The 21,381-nt window shown below is 71.6% G+C and carries 23 protein-coding genes, 4 tRNA genes and 1 pseudogene; 15 read left to right on the forward strand and 13 right to left on the reverse strand.

All coding sequences use genetic code 11. The features are described from left to right. Positions 1 to 364 precede the first annotated feature (364 nt). On the forward strand, positions 365 to 1,054 hold the full coding sequence (gene bioD, locus ABT297_RS10840; protein WP_350547510.1) for a dethiobiotin synthase: 690 nt from the start codon (positions 365 to 367) through the stop codon (positions 1,052 to 1,054). A 401-nt stretch (positions 1,055 to 1,455) separates the two neighbouring features. Here bioD and ABT297_RS10845 read toward each other — a convergent pair whose 3' ends face one another. From ABT297_RS10845 to ABT297_RS10855, 3 genes are all read right to left on the reverse strand, one after another. Next, positions 1,456 to 2,304, reverse strand: a complete 849-nt coding sequence (locus ABT297_RS10845; RefSeq protein ID WP_350547362.1) for a L,D-transpeptidase — start codon at positions 2,302 to 2,304, stop codon at positions 1,456 to 1,458. 128 nt (positions 2,305 to 2,432) lie between these two features. Then, positions 2,433 to 2,876 (reverse strand): DUF5709 domain-containing protein, encoded by a 444-nt coding sequence (locus ABT297_RS10850; RefSeq protein WP_350547365.1) that lies wholly within the window; start codon positions 2,874 to 2,876, stop codon positions 2,433 to 2,435. Between the two features lie 44 nt (positions 2,877 to 2,920). Continuing rightward, complete coding sequence (locus ABT297_RS10855) at positions 2,921 to 4,279, reverse strand: GH1 family beta-glucosidase (RefSeq protein ID WP_350547368.1); 1,359 nt, start codon at positions 4,277 to 4,279, stop codon at positions 2,921 to 2,923. A gap of 209 nt (positions 4,280 to 4,488) precedes the next feature. Here ABT297_RS10855 and ABT297_RS10860 point away from each other — a divergent pair, with 209 nt between their 5' ends. From ABT297_RS10860 to ABT297_RS10870, 3 genes are read left to right on the forward strand one after another with little or no spacing between them, the layout of a single operon-like run. After that, the gene (locus tag ABT297_RS10860; protein WP_350547371.1) at positions 4,489 to 5,685 is read left to right on the forward strand and encodes an ROK family transcriptional regulator; all 1,197 of its coding nucleotides are present in this window, start codon (positions 4,489 to 4,491) and stop codon (positions 5,683 to 5,685) included. Positions 5,686 to 5,716: 31 nt separating this feature from the next. Continuing rightward, on the forward strand, positions 5,717 to 6,826 hold the full coding sequence (locus ABT297_RS10865; RefSeq protein WP_350547374.1) for a LacI family DNA-binding transcriptional regulator: 1,110 nt from the start codon (positions 5,717 to 5,719) through the stop codon (positions 6,824 to 6,826). 23 nt (positions 6,827 to 6,849) lie between these two features. Next, entirely contained in the window at positions 6,850 to 7,500 is a 651-nt protein-coding gene (locus tag ABT297_RS10870; protein ID WP_350547377.1) for a pentapeptide repeat-containing protein, read from the forward strand. A gap of 30 nt (positions 7,501 to 7,530) precedes the next feature. Here the strand turns inward: ABT297_RS10870 and ABT297_RS10875 are convergent, their stop codons facing one another. Further along, complete coding sequence (locus ABT297_RS10875) at positions 7,531 to 8,646, reverse strand: geranylgeranyl reductase family protein (protein WP_350547380.1); 1,116 nt, start codon at positions 8,644 to 8,646, stop codon at positions 7,531 to 7,533. Between the two features lie 85 nt (positions 8,647 to 8,731). On the opposite strand from ABT297_RS10875, the gene ABT297_RS10880 reads away from it, so the two are divergent. Together ABT297_RS10880 and ABT297_RS10885 are read left to right on the forward strand one after the other, a co-directional pair. Continuing rightward, complete coding sequence (locus ABT297_RS10880) at positions 8,732 to 9,220, forward strand: beta-class carbonic anhydrase (RefSeq protein ID WP_350547383.1); 489 nt, start codon at positions 8,732 to 8,734, stop codon at positions 9,218 to 9,220. Between the two features lie 83 nt (positions 9,221 to 9,303). Continuing rightward, the gene (locus ABT297_RS10885) at positions 9,304 to 9,882 is read left to right on the forward strand and encodes a hypothetical protein (protein WP_350547386.1); all 579 of its coding nucleotides are present in this window, start codon (positions 9,304 to 9,306) and stop codon (positions 9,880 to 9,882) included. Between the two features lie 55 nt (positions 9,883 to 9,937). On the opposite strand, the pseudogene ABT297_RS10890 reads toward ABT297_RS10885, so the two are convergent. After that, positions 9,938 to 10,201 (reverse strand): annotated as a pseudogene (locus ABT297_RS10890) (LysR substrate-binding domain-containing protein); the annotation flags it as partial. A gap of 290 nt (positions 10,202 to 10,491) precedes the next feature. Continuing rightward, positions 10,492 to 10,923 carry a hypothetical protein gene (locus ABT297_RS10895; RefSeq protein WP_350547392.1) on the reverse strand — a complete coding sequence of 144 codons (432 nt, stop codon included), beginning with the start codon at positions 10,921 to 10,923 and terminating at the stop codon, positions 10,492 to 10,494. 233 nt (positions 10,924 to 11,156) lie between these two features. On the opposite strand from ABT297_RS10895, the gene ABT297_RS10900 reads away from it, so the two are divergent. Further along, entirely contained in the window at positions 11,157 to 11,531 is a 375-nt protein-coding gene (locus ABT297_RS10900; protein WP_502885550.1) for a DUF6980 family protein, read from the forward strand. Here the strand turns inward: ABT297_RS10900 and ABT297_RS10905 are convergent. Then, a complete protein-coding gene (locus ABT297_RS10905; RefSeq protein ID WP_350547398.1) occupies positions 11,528 to 11,938 on the reverse strand; it encodes a nitroreductase family deazaflavin-dependent oxidoreductase in 411 nt (136 codons plus the stop codon). The two genes, ABT297_RS10900 and ABT297_RS10905, sit on opposite strands and share 4 nt — an antisense overlap. A 250-nt stretch (positions 11,939 to 12,188) precedes the next feature. Here ABT297_RS10905 and ABT297_RS10910 point away from each other — a divergent pair, with 250 nt between their 5' ends. The 3 genes from ABT297_RS10910 (at position 12,189) to yaaA (ending at position 14,341) form a co-directional block, all read left to right on the forward strand. Continuing rightward, positions 12,189 to 13,076: a sigma-70 family RNA polymerase sigma factor gene (locus ABT297_RS10910; RefSeq protein WP_350547401.1), complete on the forward strand. Its 888-nt coding sequence runs from the start codon at positions 12,189 to 12,191 to the stop codon at positions 13,074 to 13,076. A gap of 67 nt (positions 13,077 to 13,143) precedes the next feature. Continuing rightward, positions 13,144 to 13,626 carry a GntR family transcriptional regulator gene (locus tag ABT297_RS10915; RefSeq protein ID WP_350547404.1) on the forward strand — a complete coding sequence of 161 codons (483 nt, stop codon included), beginning with the start codon at positions 13,144 to 13,146 and terminating at the stop codon, positions 13,624 to 13,626. Next, positions 13,601 to 14,341, forward strand: coding sequence for a peroxide stress protein YaaA (yaaA, locus tag ABT297_RS10920; RefSeq protein WP_350547407.1), 741 nt, complete (start codon positions 13,601 to 13,603; stop codon positions 14,339 to 14,341). The genes ABT297_RS10915 and yaaA overlap by 26 nt, the downstream gene beginning before the upstream one ends. Positions 14,342 to 14,368: 27 nt before the next feature. On the opposite strand, the gene ABT297_RS10925 is transcribed toward yaaA, so the two are convergent. Further along, positions 14,369 to 14,441: transfer RNA gene (locus ABT297_RS10925), tRNA-Gly, on the reverse strand. Between the two features lie 72 nt (positions 14,442 to 14,513). On the opposite strand from ABT297_RS10925, the gene ABT297_RS10930 reads away from it, so the two are divergent. From ABT297_RS10930 to ABT297_RS10945, 4 genes are all read left to right on the forward strand, one after another. Continuing rightward, on the forward strand, positions 14,514 to 15,572 hold the full coding sequence (locus ABT297_RS10930) for a CapA family protein (RefSeq protein ID WP_350547410.1): 1,059 nt from the start codon (positions 14,514 to 14,516) through the stop codon (positions 15,570 to 15,572). Between the two features lie 106 nt (positions 15,573 to 15,678). Continuing rightward, positions 15,679 to 15,751 (forward strand) — tRNA-Gly (locus tag ABT297_RS10935). Positions 15,752 to 15,765: 14 nt separating this feature from the next. Beyond that, a tRNA-Cys gene (locus tag ABT297_RS10940) sits at positions 15,766 to 15,836 on the forward strand. Between the two features lie 34 nt (positions 15,837 to 15,870). Next, positions 15,871 to 15,945, forward strand: a tRNA-Val gene (locus ABT297_RS10945). A gap of 65 nt (positions 15,946 to 16,010) precedes the next feature. On the opposite strand, the gene ABT297_RS10950 is transcribed toward ABT297_RS10945, so the two are convergent. From ABT297_RS10950 to ABT297_RS10965, 4 genes are all read right to left on the reverse strand, one after another. Further along, the gene (locus tag ABT297_RS10950) at positions 16,011 to 17,201 is read right to left on the reverse strand and encodes a site-specific integrase (RefSeq protein WP_350547413.1); all 1,191 of its coding nucleotides are present in this window, start codon (positions 17,199 to 17,201) and stop codon (positions 16,011 to 16,013) included. Further along, positions 17,201 to 17,395 (reverse strand): helix-turn-helix domain-containing protein, encoded by a 195-nt coding sequence (locus ABT297_RS10955; protein ID WP_350547416.1) that lies wholly within the window; start codon positions 17,393 to 17,395, stop codon positions 17,201 to 17,203. The genes ABT297_RS10950 and ABT297_RS10955 overlap by 1 nt, the downstream gene beginning before the upstream one ends. A gap of 290 nt (positions 17,396 to 17,685) precedes the next feature. Continuing rightward, on the reverse strand, positions 17,686 to 18,906 hold the full coding sequence (locus tag ABT297_RS10960) for a DUF3631 domain-containing protein (protein WP_350547419.1): 1,221 nt from the start codon (positions 18,904 to 18,906) through the stop codon (positions 17,686 to 17,688). A 4-nt stretch (positions 18,907 to 18,910) separates the two neighbouring features. Continuing rightward, entirely contained in the window at positions 18,911 to 19,627 is a 717-nt protein-coding gene (locus ABT297_RS10965) for a DNA cytosine methyltransferase (RefSeq protein ID WP_350547422.1), read from the reverse strand. A 165-nt stretch (positions 19,628 to 19,792) separates the two neighbouring features. On the opposite strand from ABT297_RS10965, the gene ABT297_RS10970 reads away from it, so the two are divergent. Further along, positions 19,793 to 20,431, forward strand: a complete 639-nt coding sequence (locus tag ABT297_RS10970) for a hypothetical protein (protein WP_350547425.1) — start codon at positions 19,793 to 19,795, stop codon at positions 20,429 to 20,431. Positions 20,432 to 20,498: 67 nt separating this feature from the next. On the opposite strand, the gene ABT297_RS10975 is transcribed toward ABT297_RS10970, so the two are convergent. After that, positions 20,499 to 21,377: a bifunctional DNA primase/polymerase gene (locus ABT297_RS10975; protein WP_350547428.1), complete on the reverse strand. Its 879-nt coding sequence runs from the start codon at positions 21,375 to 21,377 to the stop codon at positions 20,499 to 20,501. Between the last annotated feature and the right edge of the window lie 4 nt (positions 21,378 to 21,381).

The raw sequence follows: 21,381 nt of genomic DNA on the forward strand, positions 1-21,381 counted from the left end.
TTGGGCACGTGATCGACGAGCGAAGCGAGGAGGGCGCGTGACCGGTGCGGAGCGGAGCGACGGGGCCGGTCACTGGCTGGCTCTGGTTTTTGGGCACGTGATCGACGAGCGAAGCGAGGAGGGCGCGTGACCGGTGCGGAGCGGAGCGACGGGGCCGGTCACTGGCTGGCTCTGGTTTTTGGGCATGTGATCGACGAGCGAAGCGAGGAGGGCGCGTGACCGGTGCGGAGCGGAGCGACGGGGCCGGTCACCGGCTGGCTCAGGCTTCAGGGCACGCAATCGACGAGCGAAGCGAGGAGAGCGCGTGACCGCACCGCTGGATGCCCTCTTCGGCGAGGAGATCCCCGGGCCGGTGACCGGCACGATCGTGGTGACCGGCACCGACACCGGCGTCGGCAAGACCGTCGTCACCGCCGCGATCGCCGCCGCCGCGACGGCCGCCGGCCAGCGCGTCGCGGTGGTCAAGCCGGCCCAGACCGGTACCGCCGACGGCGACGAGCCGGACGCGGTCACGGTCGCCCGCCTGGCCGAGCCGGCGGCGACCCGCACGCTGGCCAGCTTCCCGGACCCGCTCGCCCCGCTCGCGGCCGCCCGGGTCTCCGGCGAGGACCCGCTGACCGCGGTGATGGCCCAGCTGGCCGTCCGTTCCATCGCCGAGAACCATGACGTCACCCTGGTCGAGGGTGCGGGCGGCCTGCTCGTACCGCTGGGCGAGGACGGCTGGACCGCCCTCGACCTCGCCTCGGCCCTCGGCGCGACGGCGGTCGTGGTGGCGCGCGCCGGCCTGGGCACCCTGAACCACACCGCGCTGACGCTGGAGGCCCTGGCCCGCCGCGACGTGCCGGCCCTGGTGGTGTTCGGCGCGTGGCCCGCCGAGCCGGAACTGGTGCACCGCACCAACCTGCACGACCTGCCCGGTGATCTGGCCGGCGCGGTGCCGGACGGTGCCGGCGCCATGACCCCGCCGCTGTTCCGCCGCGAGGCCCCGCACTGGCTCGACGCCCGCCTGTACGGCCGCTTCGACCCGGTGGCGTTCCGCTCCCACAGCCGCTGACCGCGCCGCACCGGTCCGGGCCGTCGTGCCCCGCTGGTCCGGTCCGTACCCCGCTGGTCCGGTCCGTACCCCGCTGGTCCGGTCCGTGCCATGCCGGTCCGGTCCGTGCCGGTCCGGTCCGTGCCGCGCTGGTCCGTGCCGCGTCGGTCCGCGCCGCGTCGGTCCGGGCCGTCGGGCCGCGCCGGTCCGTGCTGTGCTGGTCCGTGCCGTGACGAGCGGGCAGGTTCGTGCCGTGCCGGTCCGCGCTGGTCCGTGCCGTGCTGGTCCGGTCCGCGCCGGTTCGTGCCGTGCCCGTAACGGTGGCCGCAGGTGTGATCGCCGGCCTCAAGACTCCTCGGCCGCCCTGGTGCCGCTCATGCGCGGCTGGCGCGGTTCGCGGCCGGTCTTCCAAGGGCCGACGGCTACGGCAGGACGACGACGCTGGTGCCGGCCGCGATGTTGTCCAGCAGGACCTTCTGCGCGGCGGGCGGCATCCGGACGCAGCCGTTGGACTGGCGATGGCCGAACTCGTTGCGGTACCAGGCGTGGATGCCGGTGTGCGCGTCGGCGAGGCCGGGCGCCACCGCCTTCTTGTCGTCGGGCACGGCGCCCAGGGCGAGGACATCCAGCCCGGCGTACACCTTGTTCGGCAGCGACGATCGGCCCAGCACGAACGTGCGGCCGAGCGGCGTCTCTGTGGCCGGGGCGCCGATCGTCACCGTCCACGTCTGCTGCGCCACGCCGTCGCGGACCCACGTTAGCGTGAACGCGCCGCGGTGCACCACGATCTGGTCGCGCAGCGCGACAGTGTGCCAGCCGCCCGGCGGCAGCCAGCCGACGCTGCGGTTCATCGACGGTAGTAGCACCGCGACCCAGCCGTCCGTGCGCTGCACCACCGGCATGATCAGGTCCACGCCGCTGATCTTCGGGGTCAGGTACGCCCGCGCCTGCCCGCCGGGCGCGTCGTACACCGGGCTCTTGGCGTCCACCTGCAGGCCCTCGCCCAGCAGGGCGGTCGAGGAACCGTCCGGGTCGGCCGGGAAGCCGGTCGCCGCCTGGGTGTACGTGATCGTCGGCAGGCCGGCCGCCGGTGTGGCCGCGGGCGGCGGGGCGGCGGACGGTGACGGCGAGGTGACCGGTGTGCTCCCCGCCGGCGCGGGCTGCGTTCCGGCGACCTGCGGCGGCGCCGGGGGCTTGGAGCCACAGGCGGTGAGCGGTGCGGCGAGGGCCGCCGCGAGCGCGACGAGGGCGGCGGTGCGGCGGGCGAGCATGGGCACACGGTATCGGTTGCGGGTCGCCGCCGCTGTCAACAGGCCGGACGGACCGCACCCGCCGAGCCGGCCGGCTGCGCGCTGCTGCCGGCCCGCTCGCCCGACCGGGTGGTACGTGCTGGTCGACGCTAGAGGTTGCGGTCGTCGACGATGTGCATGGCGGCCTCCTCGGCCGAGGCCGCGCCGCCGTCGATGCCCACGTCCGAGCCGATCTCGTCCTTCTCGGCGTCCTCGCCGTATCCCTCGTCGGGCGCGACGAGCCGGCCGGCCCGGCGGTCGCCGACCTCGTCGGGGTCGAAGAACTCGCCCGACTCGGTGGTCGCGCCGTAGTCGTCCAGGTCGAGGCGGGCCGACGGGTCGGGCTCCTCCTGCCGCAGCCGCCGGTCCAGCGGCTCACCCCGCTCCGCCTCCGCCTGGGTGACGCCGAACGCGTTGAGACCACGCGGCCGCTCCGGCGGCGAGTATCCCTCGTCGAGAGCGTCGTCGAGCCCGCGGTCGGACAGCGTGTCCTGCGCGGACAGCTGGCCCTCGTCGTCCGGATCCGGGTCCCAGCTGTCGGTCTGCTGCGTCATGTCGGCATCCCCTGTTTCTAGCCTGGCTCTCGCTCCTTTTGAGCCTAGATCACGGGGTTGCGCAGCGCCTTGTGAGTGGTGATGAGGTCGGCGTAGCGGTGGCCGCTGGCCTTGATCGTGCGGCGCTGGGTGTCGTAGTCCACGCGGATGAGGCCGAAGCGCTTGTCGTAGCCGTATGCCCACTCGAAGTTGTCCAGCAGCGACCACGCGAAGTACCCGTCCACGGGCGCGCCGCGCAGCACGGCGTTGCGCACCGCCTCGACGTGCTGCTCCAGGTAGTCGGTGCGCTCCTTGTCCTGGATCTCGCCGCTGGGCTCGACCGTGTCGTGCCACGCCGAGCCGTTCTCGGTGACCAGGATGCTGCGCGGGGAGTACGTCTGCGCGACCGAGACCAGGATGTCCTCGAGGCCCTTGGCGTGCACCTCCCACGGCATCGCCGTCTCGACCGAGCCGGGCACCGGGATCTGCCGGGCGAACGGCGCCGGCCCGGCCGGGTCGTCGACCACGATCTGCCGGAAGTAGTAGTTGATGCCGAGGAACTCGGTCGGCGCGGAGATGAGCTCGAGGTCGCCCTCCCGGATCGGCGGCTGCACGCCGTAGCACTCGACCATGTCGGCCGGGTAGCCGCGGCCGAAGACCGGATCGAGCCACCACCGGTTGACGTGCCCGTCGGCCCGCACCGCGGCGGCCACGTCCTCGGGCCGGTCGGAGCCGGGCTCGATCGGGCTGAGGTTGAACACGATGCCGACGTTGGGCGCGAGCGGCGCCGAGGCCCGGATCGCCTGGTTGGCCAGGCCGTGGCCGAGCAGCACGTGGTGCGAGGTGTGCACGGCGCGGGTCAGGTCGCGCTCGCCGGGCGCCATGCGCCCGTCGAGGTGGCCGATCCACGACACGCACAGCGGCTCGTTGACGGTGTTCCAGTCCGCGACGCGGTCGCCGAGGCGCCCGGCCACCACCGTCGCGTAGTCGGCGAACGCCTCGGCCGTGGCCCGGTTCGGCCATCCGCCGGCGTCCTGCAGGGCCTGGGGCAGATCCCAGTGGTACAGCGTGACGAACGGGCGGATGCCCTCGGCCAGCACCGCGTCGACGAGCCGGTCGTAGAAGTCCAGGCCGGCCTGGTTGACCTGGCCGACGCCGTCGGGCAGCACCCGTGGCCAGGCCACCGAGAACCGGTACGCGTCAAGGTTGAGCCGGCGCATCAGCGCCACGTCCTCCGGCCACCGGTGATAGTGGTCGCAGGCCACGTCGCCGGTGTCGCCGTTGTCGACGGCCCCCGGGGTGTGGGAGAACGTGTCCCAGATGGACGGTTTCCGGCCGTCTTCGGCGGCGGCGCCCTCGATCTGGTAGGCCGCGGTCGCGGCGCCCCAGATGAAGCCGGGTGGTAGTGCGGACAGATCCAGCACGGGACGGTTCTCCTCTTGAGCCTCAGCGGCGCGGCCGGCGTGCGGACGCGCGCTCGACAGGAGGGGGTGGCGGCGATCCCTTTTCTATCGAGACTTAATTAATGTCGTCATTAAAGTGGCGCGCCCCTATATGCGTCAAGGGCGGGGCCTTAGAGTGGCGGGCAGAGTGGCGGGCGCGGTTCGGATACGGGGGTATCGCGGGGGTAACGGTGCAGGTCGAACGGGCGACCAATCGCGGCGTACGGCTGCGCAACCGCTCGGCGCTGCTCACCCGGCTGTTCCTGGACGGCCCGCTGACGCGCCAGGACCTGTGCCGCAGCACCGGCCTGAGCCAGCCCGCGGTCTCCAACGTGGTCGGCGACCTGATCGAGGACGGCCTGGTCGCCGAGGCGGGTGCGCTCGAGTCCGAGGGCGGCCGGCCGAGCATGATGCTGCGGGTCGCGCCGAGCTTCGGCGTGGTGGCCGGCGTCGACGTCGGCGAGACGCGGGTCCGGGTGGAGCTGTTCGACCTCGCCATGGGCCAACTCGCCAGCGTCGACCACCCGATCGACCCGGCCGGCTCCTCGCCCGAGGCCGTCGTGCGGCACATCCACGCCGGCCTGCGCGCGGTCACCGCCGGGTGCGCACCCGGCCACGTGCTGGGCGTCGGCGTCGGCGTGTCCGGGATCGTGCAGCAGGGGGCGGACGGCGCCGTCGTGCACGCGCAGACGCTGGGCTGGGACGCGGTACCGCTGGAGGCCCTGCTGCGGGCGGGCACCGGCCTTGCGCTGCACATCGACAACGGCGCGAAGACCCTCGGCCAGGCCGAGATGTGGTTCGGCGCCGGCCGGGGCCGGCGTCACGCCGTGTTCGCGCTGGTCGGATCGGGCGTCGGCGCGGCCGTGGTGACCAACGGGGCGACCTACCGCGGCGCGTCCAGCAGCGCGGGGGAGTGGGGCCACACCACCCTCGTCTACGGTGGCCGCGCCTGCCGGTGCGGCTCGCGCGGCTGCCTGGAGGCGTACGTCGGGGCGGAGGGCATCCTGGACCGCTACCGCCAGGGGCGGGCCGGCCGCGCGGCACCGGGCGTCGACGAGGAGTCGCGGATCGCCGCCCTGGCCGCGGCGGCCTCGGCGGAACCGGCGGCCCGCGCGGTCCTCGACGACACCGCCGACTACCTCGGCGCCGGCGTGGCGAACCTGATCAACCTGTTCAACCCCGAACTGGTCGTTCTGGGCGGCTGGGCGGCGGGGGCCCTGGCCGGCCTGCTGCCGCGCGTGCGCGAGTCGGCCCGCCGGCACGCGCTGCGGCAGCCGTACTCGCAGGTGTCCATCGAGATGGGCCGGCTCGGCGTGGACGCGGTCGCCCTCGGCGCGGCGACCCTGCCGGTCGCGCGGCTGCTGAGCGAGGGCGGCGCCCGTCCGTGAACCGTGCCGGGCCGTTCGGGGGGAGACACCCGTGCGCGCCCACGACGCGGGCCGTGGGCGCGGGTACTGGTATCGCGGCGGTATCGTGCGCACTGTGGTCGATGCCGCGCAGCACAGGTCCGCCGCACGGCGCAGTGGCATGCGCGACGTGGCGCGGGCGGCCGGGGTGTCGGTCAGTACCGTCGCCAACGTGCTCAACAATCCCGCGGTGGTCGCCGAAGGCACACGGCGGCGGGTCGAGGAGGCGATGGCCAGCGTCGGGTTCGTGCGCAGCGGGCCCGCGCGGCAGCTGCGCGGGATGCCCAGCAGGCTCGTCGGATCCGTCACGCTCGACCAGGCCAACCCGTTCTACGCCGAGCTCAATCGGGGCATCGAGGATCGCCTGGACGAGGCCGGGTGCCTGGTGCTCGCGTGCAGCACCGACGTGCAGGCCGACAAGGAGCTGCGGATCCTGCGGCTGCTGGAGGAGCAGTCGCCCCGCGGGATCATCGTCACGCCGACCGGGGAGAACCTGGCCGAGGTCGGGGCCATCAGCTCGCGGGGCACGCCGGTGGTGCTGCTCGACGCCCCGCGCGGCGCGCTCGACCTCTGTGCCGTCGCGGTCGACCACGTCGCCGGAGGGCGGCTCGCGGGGGAGCACCTGATCGAGCTCGGGCATCGGCGGATCGCGTTTCTGTCCGCGAGCTGGGAGGGCGGGCCGGTGCGCGAGCGCAGAGACGGGCTGTGCCGCGCGCTCGCCGAGGCGGGGCTCGAACCGCCGGTCGAGGTGCACATCGCGCGGGAAGGATTCTTCGGCGGTACCGATGCGGCGGTTTCGGATCTTCTGCACTGCACGGACCAGCCGAGTGCGGTGGTGTGCATGAACGACATCGCGGCCGTCGCCGTCGTGCGGGCGCTGCGGGAGCGCGGGCTGCGCGTGCCCGACGACATGTCGGTGGTCGGGTACGACGACCTGCCGTTCGCGGCGCACGTCCAGCCGCCGCTGACCACCGTGCGCCAGCCGATCCGCGAGATGGGGCGGGTCGCGGCCGACCTGCTGCTGTCCGAGGGATCCGAGGGCAGGGCCGGCCACCGGCATCGCGAGCTGGTCTTCACGCCGCAGCTGATGGCGCGCTCCACGACCGCACCGCCGCGGCCGTGATCGCCGGACCGTAGGGTGAGGCAATGCCCGTCGCGCAGTCGCTGGAAGAGCTTCCGTACGCCGCTTACCTGCAGCGGCACGACGAGGGGCCGCTCGAGCACGACGGGAACTACACCGAGGTGCACCTCGACGGGGTCGAGCTGGACGGCGGCGAGGCGACCAACGTCAAGTTCATCGAGTCGGCGCTCACCGGGGTGGCGCTGGCCGACGTGGGGCTGGAGCGGGCCCGGTTCAGCGACGTCTGGCTCAGCCGGAACCGGTGGCTGGGCGTGCGGCTCGTCGAGACCGAGTGGCTCGACGTGTCCATGCTGGACAGTTCGCTCGCCGGGGTGCAGGCGTACGGCTCGCGGCTGCGGCGGGTCGTCTTCCAGCGCTGCAAGATCGACACGCTCAACCTGCGCGGGGCGGCGCTCTTCGACGTGGTGTTCGAGGACTGCGAGCTCAACGAGCTGGACTGCGCGGGCGCGTCGCTGTCCAACGTCACGTTTCCGGGGACCGCGATCCGCAACGCCCGGCTGTCGCAGATCAAGTGCAAGAACGTGGACCTGCGCGGGGCCCGGGAGCTCGACGTCGCCGACGGGGCGGAATCGCTGCGCGGCGCGATCGTCGACGAGCGGCAGCTGATCGAGCTCGCGCCGGCGTTCGCATCGGCGCTCGGCATCGTCGTCAAGTAGCGCTCAGACCCACGCGAGAGGCCGGCCCGATCAGCCGAGCAGGTGCAGCGCCGTGCGCACCGGGAAACGCTCCAGCGTGCGCTCGAAGGACGTCTCGCCCCGGCAGAAGCGCTCGAACATCCGCCAGCCCAGCGGGGTGCGCAGCACGGCGTGGAACAGCCCCGGGCGGCGGGCGAAGGTGGCCAGCAGGCGGCGGCCGGCGCGCATCGGCGGGGCCAGGGTCGCCTCGACCTCGCGCTCGTACCGCGGCAGATCGCCGTCCGCGGCCGCGGCGCCGGCCAGGGCACCCGAGCGGACCGCGAAGCTGATGCCCTCGCGGGTCCACGGCTCGAGCAGGCCGGCGGCGTCGCCGGCCACGATGACGCCGCCCTTGCGCAGCGGGGACGACTCGGTGCGGCACCGGGTCAGGTGGCCGGAGTCGTGCACCGGCTCGATCCCCGACAGGCCTAGGCGGTCGACGAACGCGCGCAGGTAGGCCTTGGTCCGCTCGCCCTCCCCGCGACCCGCGATGACGCCGACGGTGAGCAGGTCGCCCTTGGGGAAGACCCACGCGTACGAGCCGGGCAGCGGACCCCAGTCGATGAGCAGGCGGCCGCGCCAGTGCTCCTGCAGCGGCCGGTCGATCGGCAGCTCGACCTCCAGGCCCAGATCGACCTGGCCGTACTCGACACCGACGTGGCGGGCGGTGATCCCCGACGAGCCGTCCGCACCGATCGCCACCCCGGCGCTCACCTCCTCGCCGCCGGCGAGCCGGATGCGCACGCCGTCCGCGCTCTGCTCCAGGGCGCGCACGGCGGTGGCCTGGCGTACCGTCGCGCCGGCCTTCTCGGCGGCCAGGCGCAGGGCGTCGTCGAAGCCGGGGCGGCGCACCATCACCAGCAGCGGGCCGCGGCGCGCGGTGCGGGCGAAGGCGGCGCGCCCGTCGAGGGTGAACTCGGCGCGCTCGACACGGTCGTCGGCGGGGACCGTGATCCGGTCGGCGACCGCAGCGACCGTGAAGCCGATCAAACCGCCACCGCAGGTCTTGTACCGCGGGTGCACGGCCTTCTCCAGGACGAGCGTGCGCGCACCGCGGCGCGCGGACTCGTAAGCGGCCGAAAGACCGGCCGGCCCGCCGCCGATGATCGCCACATCCCAATCCGCCACATAGAGACCTTAACGGGTGGGTGAGATTGGACTCGTGTGACCAACACATCAGCCGTTCGGGTGACGGATCTGATTCACTTCGCTTATGTCCGTGATCGACCACCTGATTCACGCGAACGAGCGATACGCCGAGACGTTCCCCGGGCCGCGCCCGCTGCGCCCGAAGCTACGCCTCGCCGTCGTCTCGTGCATGGACTCGCGGCTGGATCTGTTCGGCGCGCTGGGCCTGGAGATCGGCGACGCGCACCTGATCCGCAACGCGGGCGGCCTGCCGACCGAGGAGGTGCTGCGCTCCCTCGCGATCAGTCAGCGCAAGCTCGGCACCCGCGAGGTCGTGCTCATCCACCACACCGAGTGCGGCATGGAGGGCTTCGACGACCCGGAGTTCCGCAGGGAGCTGGCGGCGGAGTCGGGCGTCGCACCCGGCTGGAACGTGCCCGGCTTCGTCGACCTGCACGACACCATGCGAAGCTCGATCCGCACCGTGCGCGAGAGCGCGTGGCTGCCGCACCGTCAGGACGTGCGCGGCTTCATCTTCGACGTGGCGACCGCGAAGATCGAAGAGGTCGTCTGATTCGCGATTCGCGATACGACAGGGGTGGCGCCGAGGGATGCGGGGCGTCCTGCGCGGGTAGTTGATACGGCACGATCAAACGCATGCGATACGGGGGGCGACTCAGCCGGATCGAGTTCACCGCGCTGATCGACCAGCAGGCGAACCGCATCCGCGCCAGTGCGACGGCGCTGCCGCTGTACGGGCCGGCCGGGTGGGGCGGCCCCCGCCGCATCGGCGCGTGGGGCTGGGAGGACGAGCGGCTCGCGCACGCCGGGCTGCTGTTCGGCGACCCCGCCGGCGGCCCCTGGGTCGAGGTGATCACGACCGCGGGCCCGCCGATGCCGCTGCTGACCGATCTGCGGATGGCCGGCGCGGGGGAGACCCAGGGCGCCCGGCGCGCCGCCGTGCGGGCACCGCGCGCCGCACCGGCGCCGCAGCGGGCCGGGATCCCCGTCGACGGCGTATCCCACCCGTTCTCCCACTGGCCCGACGAGCCCCTCGGCGAGGCGGAGGGGCGCGGCTGGCTGGCGATCCTGGACGAGGTGCCCGGCCTGCTGCTGCGGGCGTCGGGGCCGGCCCCGGCCGAGCTGATGCTGACCCGCGTCGGCGACGTCGAGCCACACCTGGCCGGCACCCGCGCGCAGCTGCTCGCCGGCTACGACGAGCACGGCACCGGTTAGCGGCCGCCGAGGGCCCTGGCGAAGCATCGTGGCCCGCCCAGCCGGCCGGGAGCCCTCAACCGGCCGCGGTGAGGTCCGTGTGGCCGGCCATCTCGGCCAGGAGGGCGACCAGGCGCTCGGCGGCCGGTTGCGCGGTCCGCCAGGCGGCCACCGTCTCGACCGCGTCGCCCGCGATCGGCACGAACACCACCCCGGTGTCGCGCAGCGTCCGCGCCGACGCGGCCAGGCGGGTCACGCCGACGCCCGCCGCCACCAGGCCCAGCAGATTCGGTACCGTGGCCGCGTGCTGCACCACGCGGGGCGCGAAGCCGGCCGCCGCGAAGTCGCGGTCGTACTTCTCGTGTCAGGGCGGTCACGGCGCCCGCGGCGTGAGGACCCCAGGGGTCGTCGGCGAGCTCCCGCAGTACAACCTCGGATCGGTGGGAAAGACGATGCCCGGCGGGCAGGACCGCGCAGACCGGTTCGCGCGTCAGCGTGCGGGTCGTGAGGTCCGCGACCAGCGGGGGACGGGTGACCTGGGGTGATCGTCCGGTTGGTGCATGCGACGGGGCCGGTCGGCGCACTGCGCGCGCCGACCGGCCCCGGTCCGAGCAAGTGGTGCGAAACGGCTCAGCTGCTGGCCGGGCCGAGCTCGCCGGCGCCGCCGGGGCCCGTGATGCCGCTGTGGAACTCGGTGCCCTTCGCGAACGCGGTGCCGAGCTTCTGCTGCAGCGCGTCGAGCTCGGAGAAGGCGGCCTGGTGCGAGCTCTCGCTGCCCTCGGCGGCGAACACGTGGTCGTCGACCTCGGCGCTGTGGCTGTAGTTGGTGAAGTCGGTCGACTCGTAGTGCACCCCGCCCGGCTGGTCGAACTCGACGTGGCGACCCGTCGAGAAGTCGGTCGACTCCGCCGCGTGGTGATCCTGCTCGTACACGCCGAACTGGCTGTTGTAGTCGGCCTCGGAGCCCTGAGCCTGGTGCAGCTGGTCGAGCTCGGCGCTCTGCTGCCCCGCCTCGTAGTGGCCGTAGTCGGTACCGGTGTCGCCGGTCTCGAAGTCGCTCATGCTGGGTCCTCTCGGGGTTGTGCAGGATGATGGTCTATGCGGTGTCCGGCCTGACACTGATCACGGTATTCGGGGTTATTTGTCCGGGAATCCCCGATCCGTGCCATCGGCCTGACGCGTTGTGCGATCCGATTGCGGGGAGCGTATCGCCGGGCGGGCGGCCGAACTATCCCCGAGATGACACCTGATCAGCCATTTTCCGGCGCCGGACGGCGGCGGTGCATACTCCTGCGGTGCTACGACACTGCTGCGACGGTATGCGCGCGCAACTGGAACTGTCCGACCCGGCCTCCTCGGCCGACGAGGACCCCTGGGACGACCCGGACGTGGTGGTCGTCTATACGTCGAAGTTCGACGAGTACGGTCTGCCGATCCGCGACGGTGGCACGTCGATGGTCGTCATCGGCTTCTGCCCGTGGTGCGGGCAGCGGCTGCCGCAGTCGCGCCGGGACGCCTGGTTCGACGAGATGGACCGGCTTGGCCTCGACCCGTGGGAGGACGAGATCCCCGAGCAGTACCACTCCGACGCCTGGTGGCGCGGGGAGGGCGCCGCGGAGGGCTCGGCGCGCGAACACGTCGAGCCCGAGCGCGTGATCAGCCCCGCCTAGCGGACCAGCTCGACGATCGGGATCTGCCGCTCGACGCCGCGCTGGTGGTCGGCGAAGAAGGGGTACTGCTCGACGATCCGCGCGAACAGCGCGTCACGGTCGGCTCCGGTCGTCGGGCGGGCGTTGGCCTGGTACTCCTCCCCGTCGGTCTCCACGGTCACCGCGGGGTCGGCGGCGAGGTTGTGGTACCAGTCGGGATGCTTCGGCGCCCCGGCGGCGGAGGCGATGACGAGCAGCCGGTCGTCGAGCCGGACGTACATCATCGGCGTCGTGTAGGGCTTGCCGCTGCGTCGCCCGGTCGTGGTGAGCAGCAGCAGCGGCCGGCCATCCAGCCGCCGGCCGCTGGCGCGGAATTCCGCGATGAGCTTGCGGTTGGCTTCGTGCAGGTCACTCGGCACACCGGTCATGAGGCCGACTCTATGCCCAGACGCCGGGCGGCGCCTGCCAAGCGGCTGATCGTCGAGCGCCCGCACCGGGGGACGGCCGCCGGTCGAGCCCCGGCGCGTTGAGCGACACGCCGAGCCTTGAGGACTCTCACCGTCTCGCAACCAACAAGCAACCGAAAGTGACGGCGCCAGCACCTTTAGTAGTCGAATGTTCTTCGTGTCAGCAGGTGGACCGCCTGCACGGGGTCCACCCGGACACGAGGGGGAACCGATGACAACGACCCTTGAGGGTGCCACGCTCAAGGTCCAGTTGGAAGGCCGCGAGCTCGAGGATCTCATCCGCGAGCACCTGCCACTCGTCGGGCATCTGGTCCGCCAGACGCTCGGCCGCCTGCCGGCCCACGTCAGCCGCGAGGATCTGGTCTCCGCGGGCATGGCGGCCCTGGCCGGTGCCGCGAAGACATTCGATCCGAGCCGGGGCATCCCGTTCGGCAGCTTCGCCACGACCCGCATCCGGGGCGCGATCCTCGACGAGCTGCGCGGCCTGGACTGGGCGAGCCGATCGGTGCGGGCCAGGGCGCGGCAGGTGGACGCGATGCAACAGGAGTTGACCGCGGCGCTCGGGCGTACCCCGGTCAACCAGGAACTGGCCGAGGCGCTCGGCGTCAGCGTCGACGAGCTCCAGTCGATCGACGACGACGTCCAGCGCGCCGCCGTGCTGTCACTGCAGGGCTTCGCCGCGGGCAGCGCCGAGGACATGGTGCCCGAGCGGGCCGCCGGCCCCGAGGACCTGATCCTGCACCGGGAGCGGATCGGGTACCTGCACAACGCCGTCGAGGCGCTCCCCGAGCGGCTCGGCAAAGTCGTCAAGGGTTACTTCTTCCAGGAGCGTCCGATGATGGAGATCGCCCACGAGCTCGGAGTCACCGAGTCCCGCGTCTCGCAACTGCGCGCCGAGGCGCTGATGCTGCTGCGCGAGGGCCTCAACACTCAGCTGGACCCGGACCTGGTCTCGGCGAGCGAAAAGCCGGCGGGCTGCGTCGCCCGCAGGCGCGAGGCCTACCACGACAAGATCGCCAACGCCGGCAACCTGAACAGCCGCCTGGCCCGGACCAACCACCACGGCATGCCGTTCCTCCACGCCGGCCGCCACGCCTGAGATTTCACGCGTGTCCCCTGGTAAGTGGGGATTAGGGCCATACGGCCAGTGGGCTATATTTAGCGTCATGCTGAGAAGACTGGCCTTGGTGGAGCCGTGCAAGGCGCAGTATCTGCAGGTTGCGGATGCGCTGCGGGAACAGATCGCGCTCGGGGAGTACGTCGAGGGGCAGGTGCTGCCGTCCGAGGCGGTGCTCCTCGAGTTGCACGCCGTCAGCCTCATGACCATTCGGCGGGCACTGGCGATTCTGCGGGAGGAGGGCCTGATCGCCACGCAGCGCGGGCGGCCGGCCCGGGTGCGGCGGCGCCCCGAACGGCGCTGGTTCGCGCTCGAGGCCGGCAGCCGGCTCATCAGCCGGATGCCCACGTCCGACGAGCGGGTGGGGCTGGGGATCGAGCGCGGCGTCCCCGTGCTCGAGATCCGGCGCGCCGACGGCACGATCGAGACGCTCGACGCGGAGAGCGTCGAGGTGGTCGTACAGCCGCAGCTGCGGGCACAGGTCGTGCGCGGGGTAGCGTCTGGCCGTGCTCATCCTGCTGCCGCCCTCTGAGGGTAAGGCCGACGCCCCGCGTCGGGGAAACCCGCTCGACCTCGACCGGCTCACGCTCCCGGTGTTGCGGGAGGCCCGGCAGGCCGTGCTCGACGACCTCGTGAAGCTCAGCGCCGACCCGGCGGGGGCGATCGAGACGCTCGGGCTCGGTGCCGGCCAGGCCGGCGAGGTCGAGCGGAACGCCCGGCTGGAGACGGCCGCCGCCGTGCCGGCCGGAAAGGTCTACACCGGCGTGCTGTACGACGCGCTCGGCCTCGGCACGCTCGACGCCGCGGCCAAGCGGCGCGCCGGGCGGCAGCTGCTTGTGTTCTCCGGGCTCTGGGGCGTGGTGGGGGTCGGCGACCGTATCCCGCCGTACCGGTGCTCGATCGGCGTCCGGCTGCCCTCGGCCGGGCCGCTCGCGGCGCACTGGCGGCGGGCGCTCGCCGCGCCGCTCGACGAGCTCGCCGGGGACGAGCTCGTGCTGGACCTGCGCTCGTCGGCCTACGCGGCCATGTGGGCGCCGCGCAACGCGGTCACCGTCCGGGTGCTGCACGACGGGAAGATCGTCAGCCACTTCAACAAGGCCACCAAGGGCCGCATCGTGCGCGCGCTGTTGCTGTCCGGCGCCCGGCCGCGCACCGCAGTGCGGCTCACCGAGACACTGCGCGAACTCGGCCATCGAGTCGAGGAACCCCGGCCGGGCCAGCTCGACGTCCACGTGGAGCAGCTCTAGCGAGTCAGGTGCGCCCGATAAGAAGAGAGCGGACGACGGGATTCGAACCCGCGACCCTCACCTTGGCAAGGTGATGCGCTACCAGCTGCGCTACGTCCGCACTGAGCAAATATGTTAGCGCATTCGGCCACGGGGCTCCCCGGCGGGGCCCTCACCCGTTAGCGTGACGCCCGTGAAAGTGCGTGCACTCGCCATCGTCCTGCTGCTCGCGGGGTGCGGCGCGCCGACCGCGACACCGTCCACGTCGCACCCCGCCGCCCAGTCCGGCCTGTCCGGCCAGCCTTCCGCCGCGTCCGCCGCCGCGCAGCCGGCCGAGCTGCGGCTGGCCTTCGCCGGCGACGTGCACTTCATGGAGCGCACCGCGACGCTGCTGAAGAACCCGGCGACCGCGTTCGGCCCGATCGCGTCCACCCTGTCCGACGCCGACCTCACCGTCGTGAACCTCGAGACCGCGATCACGTCGCGGGGCACGCCGGAGCCGAAGACGTACCATTTCCGCACCGAGCCGAAGGCGATCGACGCCCTCAAGGCGGCCGGGATCGACGCCGTGACGATCGGGAACAACCACACCCTCGACTACGGCCGCGTCGGGCTGCTGGACACGCTCGACGCGCTGCACGCCGCCGACTACCCGTACTTCGGCGCCGGGCGCACCGCCGACGACGCCTACGCACCCTGGTACACCACCGTCAAGGGCGTCAGGATCGCGCTGCTCGGCTTCAGCCAGGTCCACGAGCTCGCCTCCACCTGGGCCCCCGGCCCCGACAAGCCGGGCATCGCCATGGCCTTCGACACCAAACGCGCGACCGCCGCCGTCACGGCCGCCCGCGCCCAGGCCGACCTCGTGATCGTCTTCAACCACTGGGGCGAGGAGGGCAACGGCTGCGCCACCGCCGAGCAGAAGACCTTCGCCGCCCAGCTGTCCCGCGCCGGCGCCGACATCATCGTCGGCGCGCACGCGCACACCCTGCAGGGCTCCGGCTGGCTGGGCGGCACGTTCGTGGCGTACGGGATGGGAAACTTCCTGTGGTACGGCACGTCCAAGAGCACCGAGACGGGCGTCCTACGCCTCACGGTCCGCTCCAGGTCCGTGGTGAAGACCGAGTTCCTGCCGGCCGTCGTCTCCGGCACCGGCCAGCCCGTGCTGCTCACCGGCTCCGCCGCCGCAACGCTCAGCCAGCGGTACTCCGGATTGCGCGGCTGCGCCGGCCTGGCCGCCTCACCGAAGTAAAATCGCAGGTCATCTCCCCTCGACGCGCCGAACGCGGATACCGGTTTGGCATGGGGGATGGCGGTCGGCTAGAGTTTCCAACCGTCGCCAGGTACGAGATGGCGGTGCGGACGTAGCGCAGCTGGTAGCGCATCACCTTGCCAAGGTGAGGGTCGCGGGTTCGAATCCCGTCGTCCGCTCGGGTAGTCACCACGGTGGGGTGGCCGAGAGGCGAGGCAACGGCCTGCAAAGCCGTGTACACGGGTTCAAATCCCGTTCCCACCTCGAAGTCGCCATACCATAAGTGTGGCAGCTTGAAGGGCGATTGGCGCAGTGGGAGCGCGCTTCCTTGACACGGAAGAGGTCACTGGTTCAAACCCAGTATCGCCCACCAGCTCAGGGGCCATATTCCATTGAGGAATATGGCCCCTCTTGCTGTCTGCCCGTCTATCTGCGCGTCTATGACTCCGAAACGGTCGCGTCGCTTGCGAAGATTCGATCCATCGCCACCGCGCCGTTGAGGAGCACCGGGCGCAGTTGGTGGCGGTAGACCGCCTCCGTCACCCGCGTGCCGGCGTGCCCGCACAGTTCGGCGATCTCCTCCAGGGACACCCCGTTGTCCGACAGCAGCGACACGAAGCTGTGCCGCAACTCCCGGGGTGTCCACGCCTTCGGGTCAAGCCCTGCCGCCTTGACGACTCGCCGGAACGCGCGCCGGACGTTCGCAGCGTCCAGCTCGGTGCCGACGCGCGACGCGAAGACCAGCCCAGTCTCTTGCCACGCCTTCCCAGCTCGGTCCCGTTCCTCCTCCTGCCGCTTCTGGTGGTCACGAAGTGCGGCCACGCCGCGCACCGGGAGCGCGAGCGTCCGGCGTGACTTCTTGGTCTTCGTGTCGCCGTGCTCGCGAACCGAACGCCATACCTCGATCGACGGTGGCACGGGCGGATCGTCGTCCGGGCGGCCGTCGAGGTTGACGTGATCCCAGGTGAGGGCGCGAAGCTCCTCGGTGCGCGCCCCCACGACCAGCGAAATCACGATGTAGGCGTAGAGCGGCGTACCGTCACCCGCGTTGAGCAGCGCTCGCGCCTGATCGAACGTGAGGGACTTCGACGGACGTCCCTCCTGACCCTTCGGTACGCCGCAGAGCGCGGCGACGTTGCGCTTGACCTTGTCCCGTGCCATGGCCCGGTCGAGTGCCCGACTCAGGCACTCGTGGAGCCTCTGCACGGTGCTGGTGCTCAGCGTCTTGGCCTTCTCGGCGAGCCACTTGTCCACGTCCTCAGCGCTGAGTTCGTGGCGCTTGTTGGGATCGCGGAGCTTGCGGGCGCCAAGATCGGGGATGATGTGCCCCCGGCACAGGTAGCCGTACTTGTCGATCGTGTTCTGTGACCTGCCGGGCAGGCCGTAGGTGAGCCAGTCGTTCACGGCGTCGGCGACGGTGTAGTTGTGCGGCGCGATCGCGAGGCCGTCCTCGTGATCGCGCATGACCTCCTTGAGCTTCTCCCGAGCCTCGGTCTTCGTCTTGCCGCTGCCGCTGCGGTAGATCCGCTTCCCGGCCGGCGTGTAGCCTATGGTCACTTCGGCGATCCACCGCTGCCGCGCTTCGCTCCAGTACAGGGAGCCGTCGCCCTTGCTGCGTCGCTTGGTCATCAGGCTGCCTCCCCCATGCTCTCGCGCTCCAGGAGCGCCACGTAGTCGGCGATGGCTCGCGCGGGGATGAGTCGGGAGGTGCCCTCCTTGACCGACCGAAGCCGGCCGTTGCGCATGAGTTCGTAGATCACGGTCCGGCTCAGGCTGAGGATGGCCATCGCCTCAACCACCCGATAGAGGGCCTTCGTTGGCATCGTGAGCGCTTCTCCCGTGTCGGAGGTGTTCGGGGACGGGTACGCCGGGGCCTTCGGCAACGTGGCTTTGGCGGCCCGTCGCACAGGCCACGGGGCCAAGATCTTACGCATGTCGATGTCTTTCCTAAGTGTCAGTCGGTCTGAAGGGGGTTCAGTAGTGACGTCTGCCAGGGGTAGCCGTCCCAGCCGTCCCAGCCGTCCCATTGCTGGTCAGGGCTGGGACGGCTGTTTTGGTGGGACGGCTGGGGCCGTCCCAGTGGCTACAAGTGGGACGGGTTTTGCCGTCCCACTCAGAAAGCCGTCCCGGGGTTGAGCTGGGCGGGGACGGTTGGGACGGCCGGGACGGCACCTTCGGGGTCGTCCTCGTCGGGGTCCGGGTGGGGGTCGTTCTGGTCGGGGCTGGCGTATCGTTCCCACGCGTCGAGGAAGTCGTTCCGGCGGTAGCCCTTGACCTGCCCGGTGGGGGCGGGAAAGCGGATGTTGACTGAGCGGATGCCGAACTCGCGGAGCATGCCGGCGAGCCGGGCCGCGGTTAGCCCGTTCGGGCCGTCCTCGGTCCATGGCGATTCGGGGTCGGCTTTGAGCAGGTCGAGCAGGTTCGTGGTCGGGATGGCCTGGTGGTCGGCGAACACGGTTCGGCAGTCGTTGAGCAGCCGGATGCGGTCGGATACGGCGTCGTCGTCGTGGGCCTCGGTGAGCAGCCGCGCGGCTTTGCGTGCCCGTGCCGGCCACCCGCGGCCGGCGAGGTCGGCAACGGCGATGAGCGGTTCCCACGTGTCCGCGGCCCGGTCCTCCAGCGGCATCGCCGGTTCGGCCTTCTCCAGGTCGGGGAAGTGCGGCCGGAGCCACGCCGTCAGCTCGTTGCCGAGCATGCGCAGCGGCGGCCCGTCCCGCCGGACCCGGTAGGGGGCGACCTTCTCCCCGGGCGCGCGGCGGCGCATGCGGACGATGACGGCCCGGTCCTCGATTGTGTCGGGCATGGCGCCGATCCCGGCGAGGGCGGCCATGGCGAACGTCTGGATGCGCTCCAGACTGCGCGTGTTGGAGTCCCACCGGATGGTGGGCCGGTTGCGCTGGTGACCGGCGTTGAGCAGCCCGCGCAGATCCTCGTTCGACTCCGCGGCCTTGGCGCCAAAGATCGTGTCGGCCTCATCGATGAGCAGCGTGGGCGGGGCGCCCTCCACGCCGATCGAGCGGTATACGGCCGCGGTTGAGGCGTTGACCGTGATCAGCGGGTTGAACGACACCGCCTCCACCACGTCGAGCAGCCGCGACTTCCCGCACCGCCGTTCCGGTGCCCGGATGACCAGCCGGGGCGCGTGCGCCCACGCGGGTTGCGCGTGGGTGGCCGCGATCCACAGCGCCACCGCGTCGACCGTTTCGGGGGTGGGCAGGATGACGTAGCGGGTGATGGCGTCGTGGAGGGCGTCGAGCAGGTCGGCGCCGCTGCCCTGGTCCGCGTCGTTGGTCGGTGTGGGGTCCGTGGTCGGTGCGGGGTTGACGGTCGTCATGTGGTCACCTGTTTTCCGTGATGAGTCGGCCGATGTGCTCGGCGACGGCGGGGACGACGGCGTTTCCGAGGGCTGCAAGTCGGTCCATCCGGGCGGGAACCCCATCAGCCACTCGACCCACGCCGGGTTCGGCCGGCCACCGATGACGTCGGGCAGGTTCAGCCCGTTCTTGCGCTCCTGGCGCCGTTTCGCGATCGTGGCCGGGCGCAAGGCACCGCGGCGGGCGTCCGCGTTCTTGGGCGTGGGCCAGGACGAACAGTCGGGGTCGTGGGTGTGCGGCGCCCACCTCGCAAGCTCGGACAACGCCGGCGCGGGTGGTGTATCGCATGCGTCGGAGGTCGGTGAGGACGGTGGCGAGGCCGCGGGTGCGGTGGCCGAGCACGTTCTCTCCGATGACATAGGTGGGGCGTAGGTCGGCGATGACGTCGGCCATGGCGGGCCAGAGCCATCGGGGGTCGTCGGCGCCGCGGCGGTGGCCGAGCAGTGATTCGCCCTGGCAGGGGTAGCCGCCAGCGACGACGTCGACTCGTGGACGGGGCTGGGAGCGCCACCAGGCGATGGCAGTACGGACGTCGTCATGGGAGGGGACCTCCGGCCAGTGCTTGTGCAGAACGGCGCGGCAGAACGGATTGATCTCGACGTGGCCGACGATGCGCATCCCGGCCCGTTGCAGGCCGAGAGACAGTCCGCCGATACCGGCGAAGAGTTCGAGGACATTCATGTTCGGCAACCCCTACTACCTGCTTGGACGGGCCGCTGACATGCAAGCCGTTCGGGTGGATGCATCGCCCCGAGGGCTGCGCGGCCCGCGAAGGCCGCTTGATGTCGGTAGCTGCTGGTGATTGACTGCCCCTCGAGGGCGAAAGCGGGTGGTGTCTTGATTCCGGTGGCGGACTTCGATCCTGATCCTGAGATTCCGGAAGAAGCGGAGTTCTGGATGCCGAGCGAGGAAGAATCGGGTGAAGGGCTCGCATATTTCCACGACGTGTGGGATATGCGCGGCATATCGCGAGCGGATGCGGAAGCGGTCGTCGCTCTAGAGCAGAGCATCATTCGCGCATTGGACCTGCTGGCGACGGACGCCGAATCCTTCGAGGAACTCGCCTCGGTGTTGGAGTTCTGCGGGACGGAGTTTCCCCCGGAGGACGATCCAGAGCAGATGGCGATGTTCGATCTGCTGGCCGCGCAGGTGAGCCTCGGCCTGGGCGAGCTGAACGGGCTGGAGATCGGTGTTGCAGGCGTTTCACACGCCCTTTCGGCAATCGGCGGCATCCCGGCGGCGAGTTGCCGGTCACACGCTAAGGACCATTCCTGGTCGGACGCGCCGGTTGTGTACTTCGCGACCGGCAAGCTGCGTGCGGAGTGGTTGCAACCGCTGGTGGAGAGCAGCGGCTGCGGTTTCTGCGTCGATTCCGTGCGTCCGAATCTGCTTGCGATCAGGGCGCGTTCCGTCTTGGACATGAACCGTCTGGCGGCCATGATCCTGTCGCCGGAAGTCGACGGACAGCTTTCCCTGCTCGAATGAGCGTCGCGCCGCCGCCCGCTCCTTCGGGAGCCCGCGCGACTCTCCCGCACGTTGCGGTCGAGGGCGCTCATACCGCCAGCCCTTCCGCCCGGAAGCCGCCCACGATGGCCTTGTGAACATCGCGCGGTGTCTGCTGGGCGTCGCGCCCAACGGCGGTGAGCGCGGCAACGGCGTCGGCGTGGGTGATGGCGCCGGCGGCGACCATGCGGGCCACGCCGCGGGCGGCGCCGTAGAGGGTGGTGCGCCGTTTGCCTTCGGGGGCGGTACGCACCGCCTGTAGGTGCGCGTTGAGGAGTGCGTGAGGGTTTGAGATGCCCGCCGCGCGGCGGAGTGGGTTGGAGCTCGCGGGGGCGGTCACGGTGACCGCCGGTCGGGGTCGGCATGCCGCGGCCAGCCGCCGGGGCATCTCAATGACTGGGTGGTCGTCCAGCGTGCGGTAGGGCTGTCGGGTGATCGGGTGGATCGATGGGGGTGCCACGATGTACCCGCCATCGGCCTTGATGTCGACGCCGGGATGCCCGGGGAGCTTGGCGGCGAGGGTGCCGCCGGGGTGGCGGTAGTACAGGTGCCAGCCCCCGCCGCCGCTGGCCACGCACCGGGTGCGCGGCATCAGCACCGGGTCGAGCGCTCCGCCGTTGCGTGGGTCGATGTCGAGCACCGCCAGCGCGGACACCACGCCCGTGCGGATGGCCAGCAGCCCGCCCGGGTGGAGGGTGCACATGGCCTGGATTCGGTCCGGGTCGAGGGTGGCGGCGTAGAAGCCGTGGCAGGTCAGGTGCGGGCATGCTTGCGGGTCGTGGGCCGGTCGGCCCGACTTGGGTGGCTGGCAGTCGGGGCAGTTGGCGATGGGCCGTTTGGTGCGACCGAGCAGGAACACGGGCCAGCCCTGCTCAGCGGTGGCCAACGCGTTGCGAAGCAACGCCGGGAAATGGGCACGAAGTGCCATTCTG

The sequence above is a fragment of the Dactylosporangium sp. NPDC000555 genome (assembly GCF_040300025.1).
Classification (GTDB): Bacteria; Actinomycetota; Actinomycetes; order Mycobacteriales; family Micromonosporaceae; genus Dactylosporangium.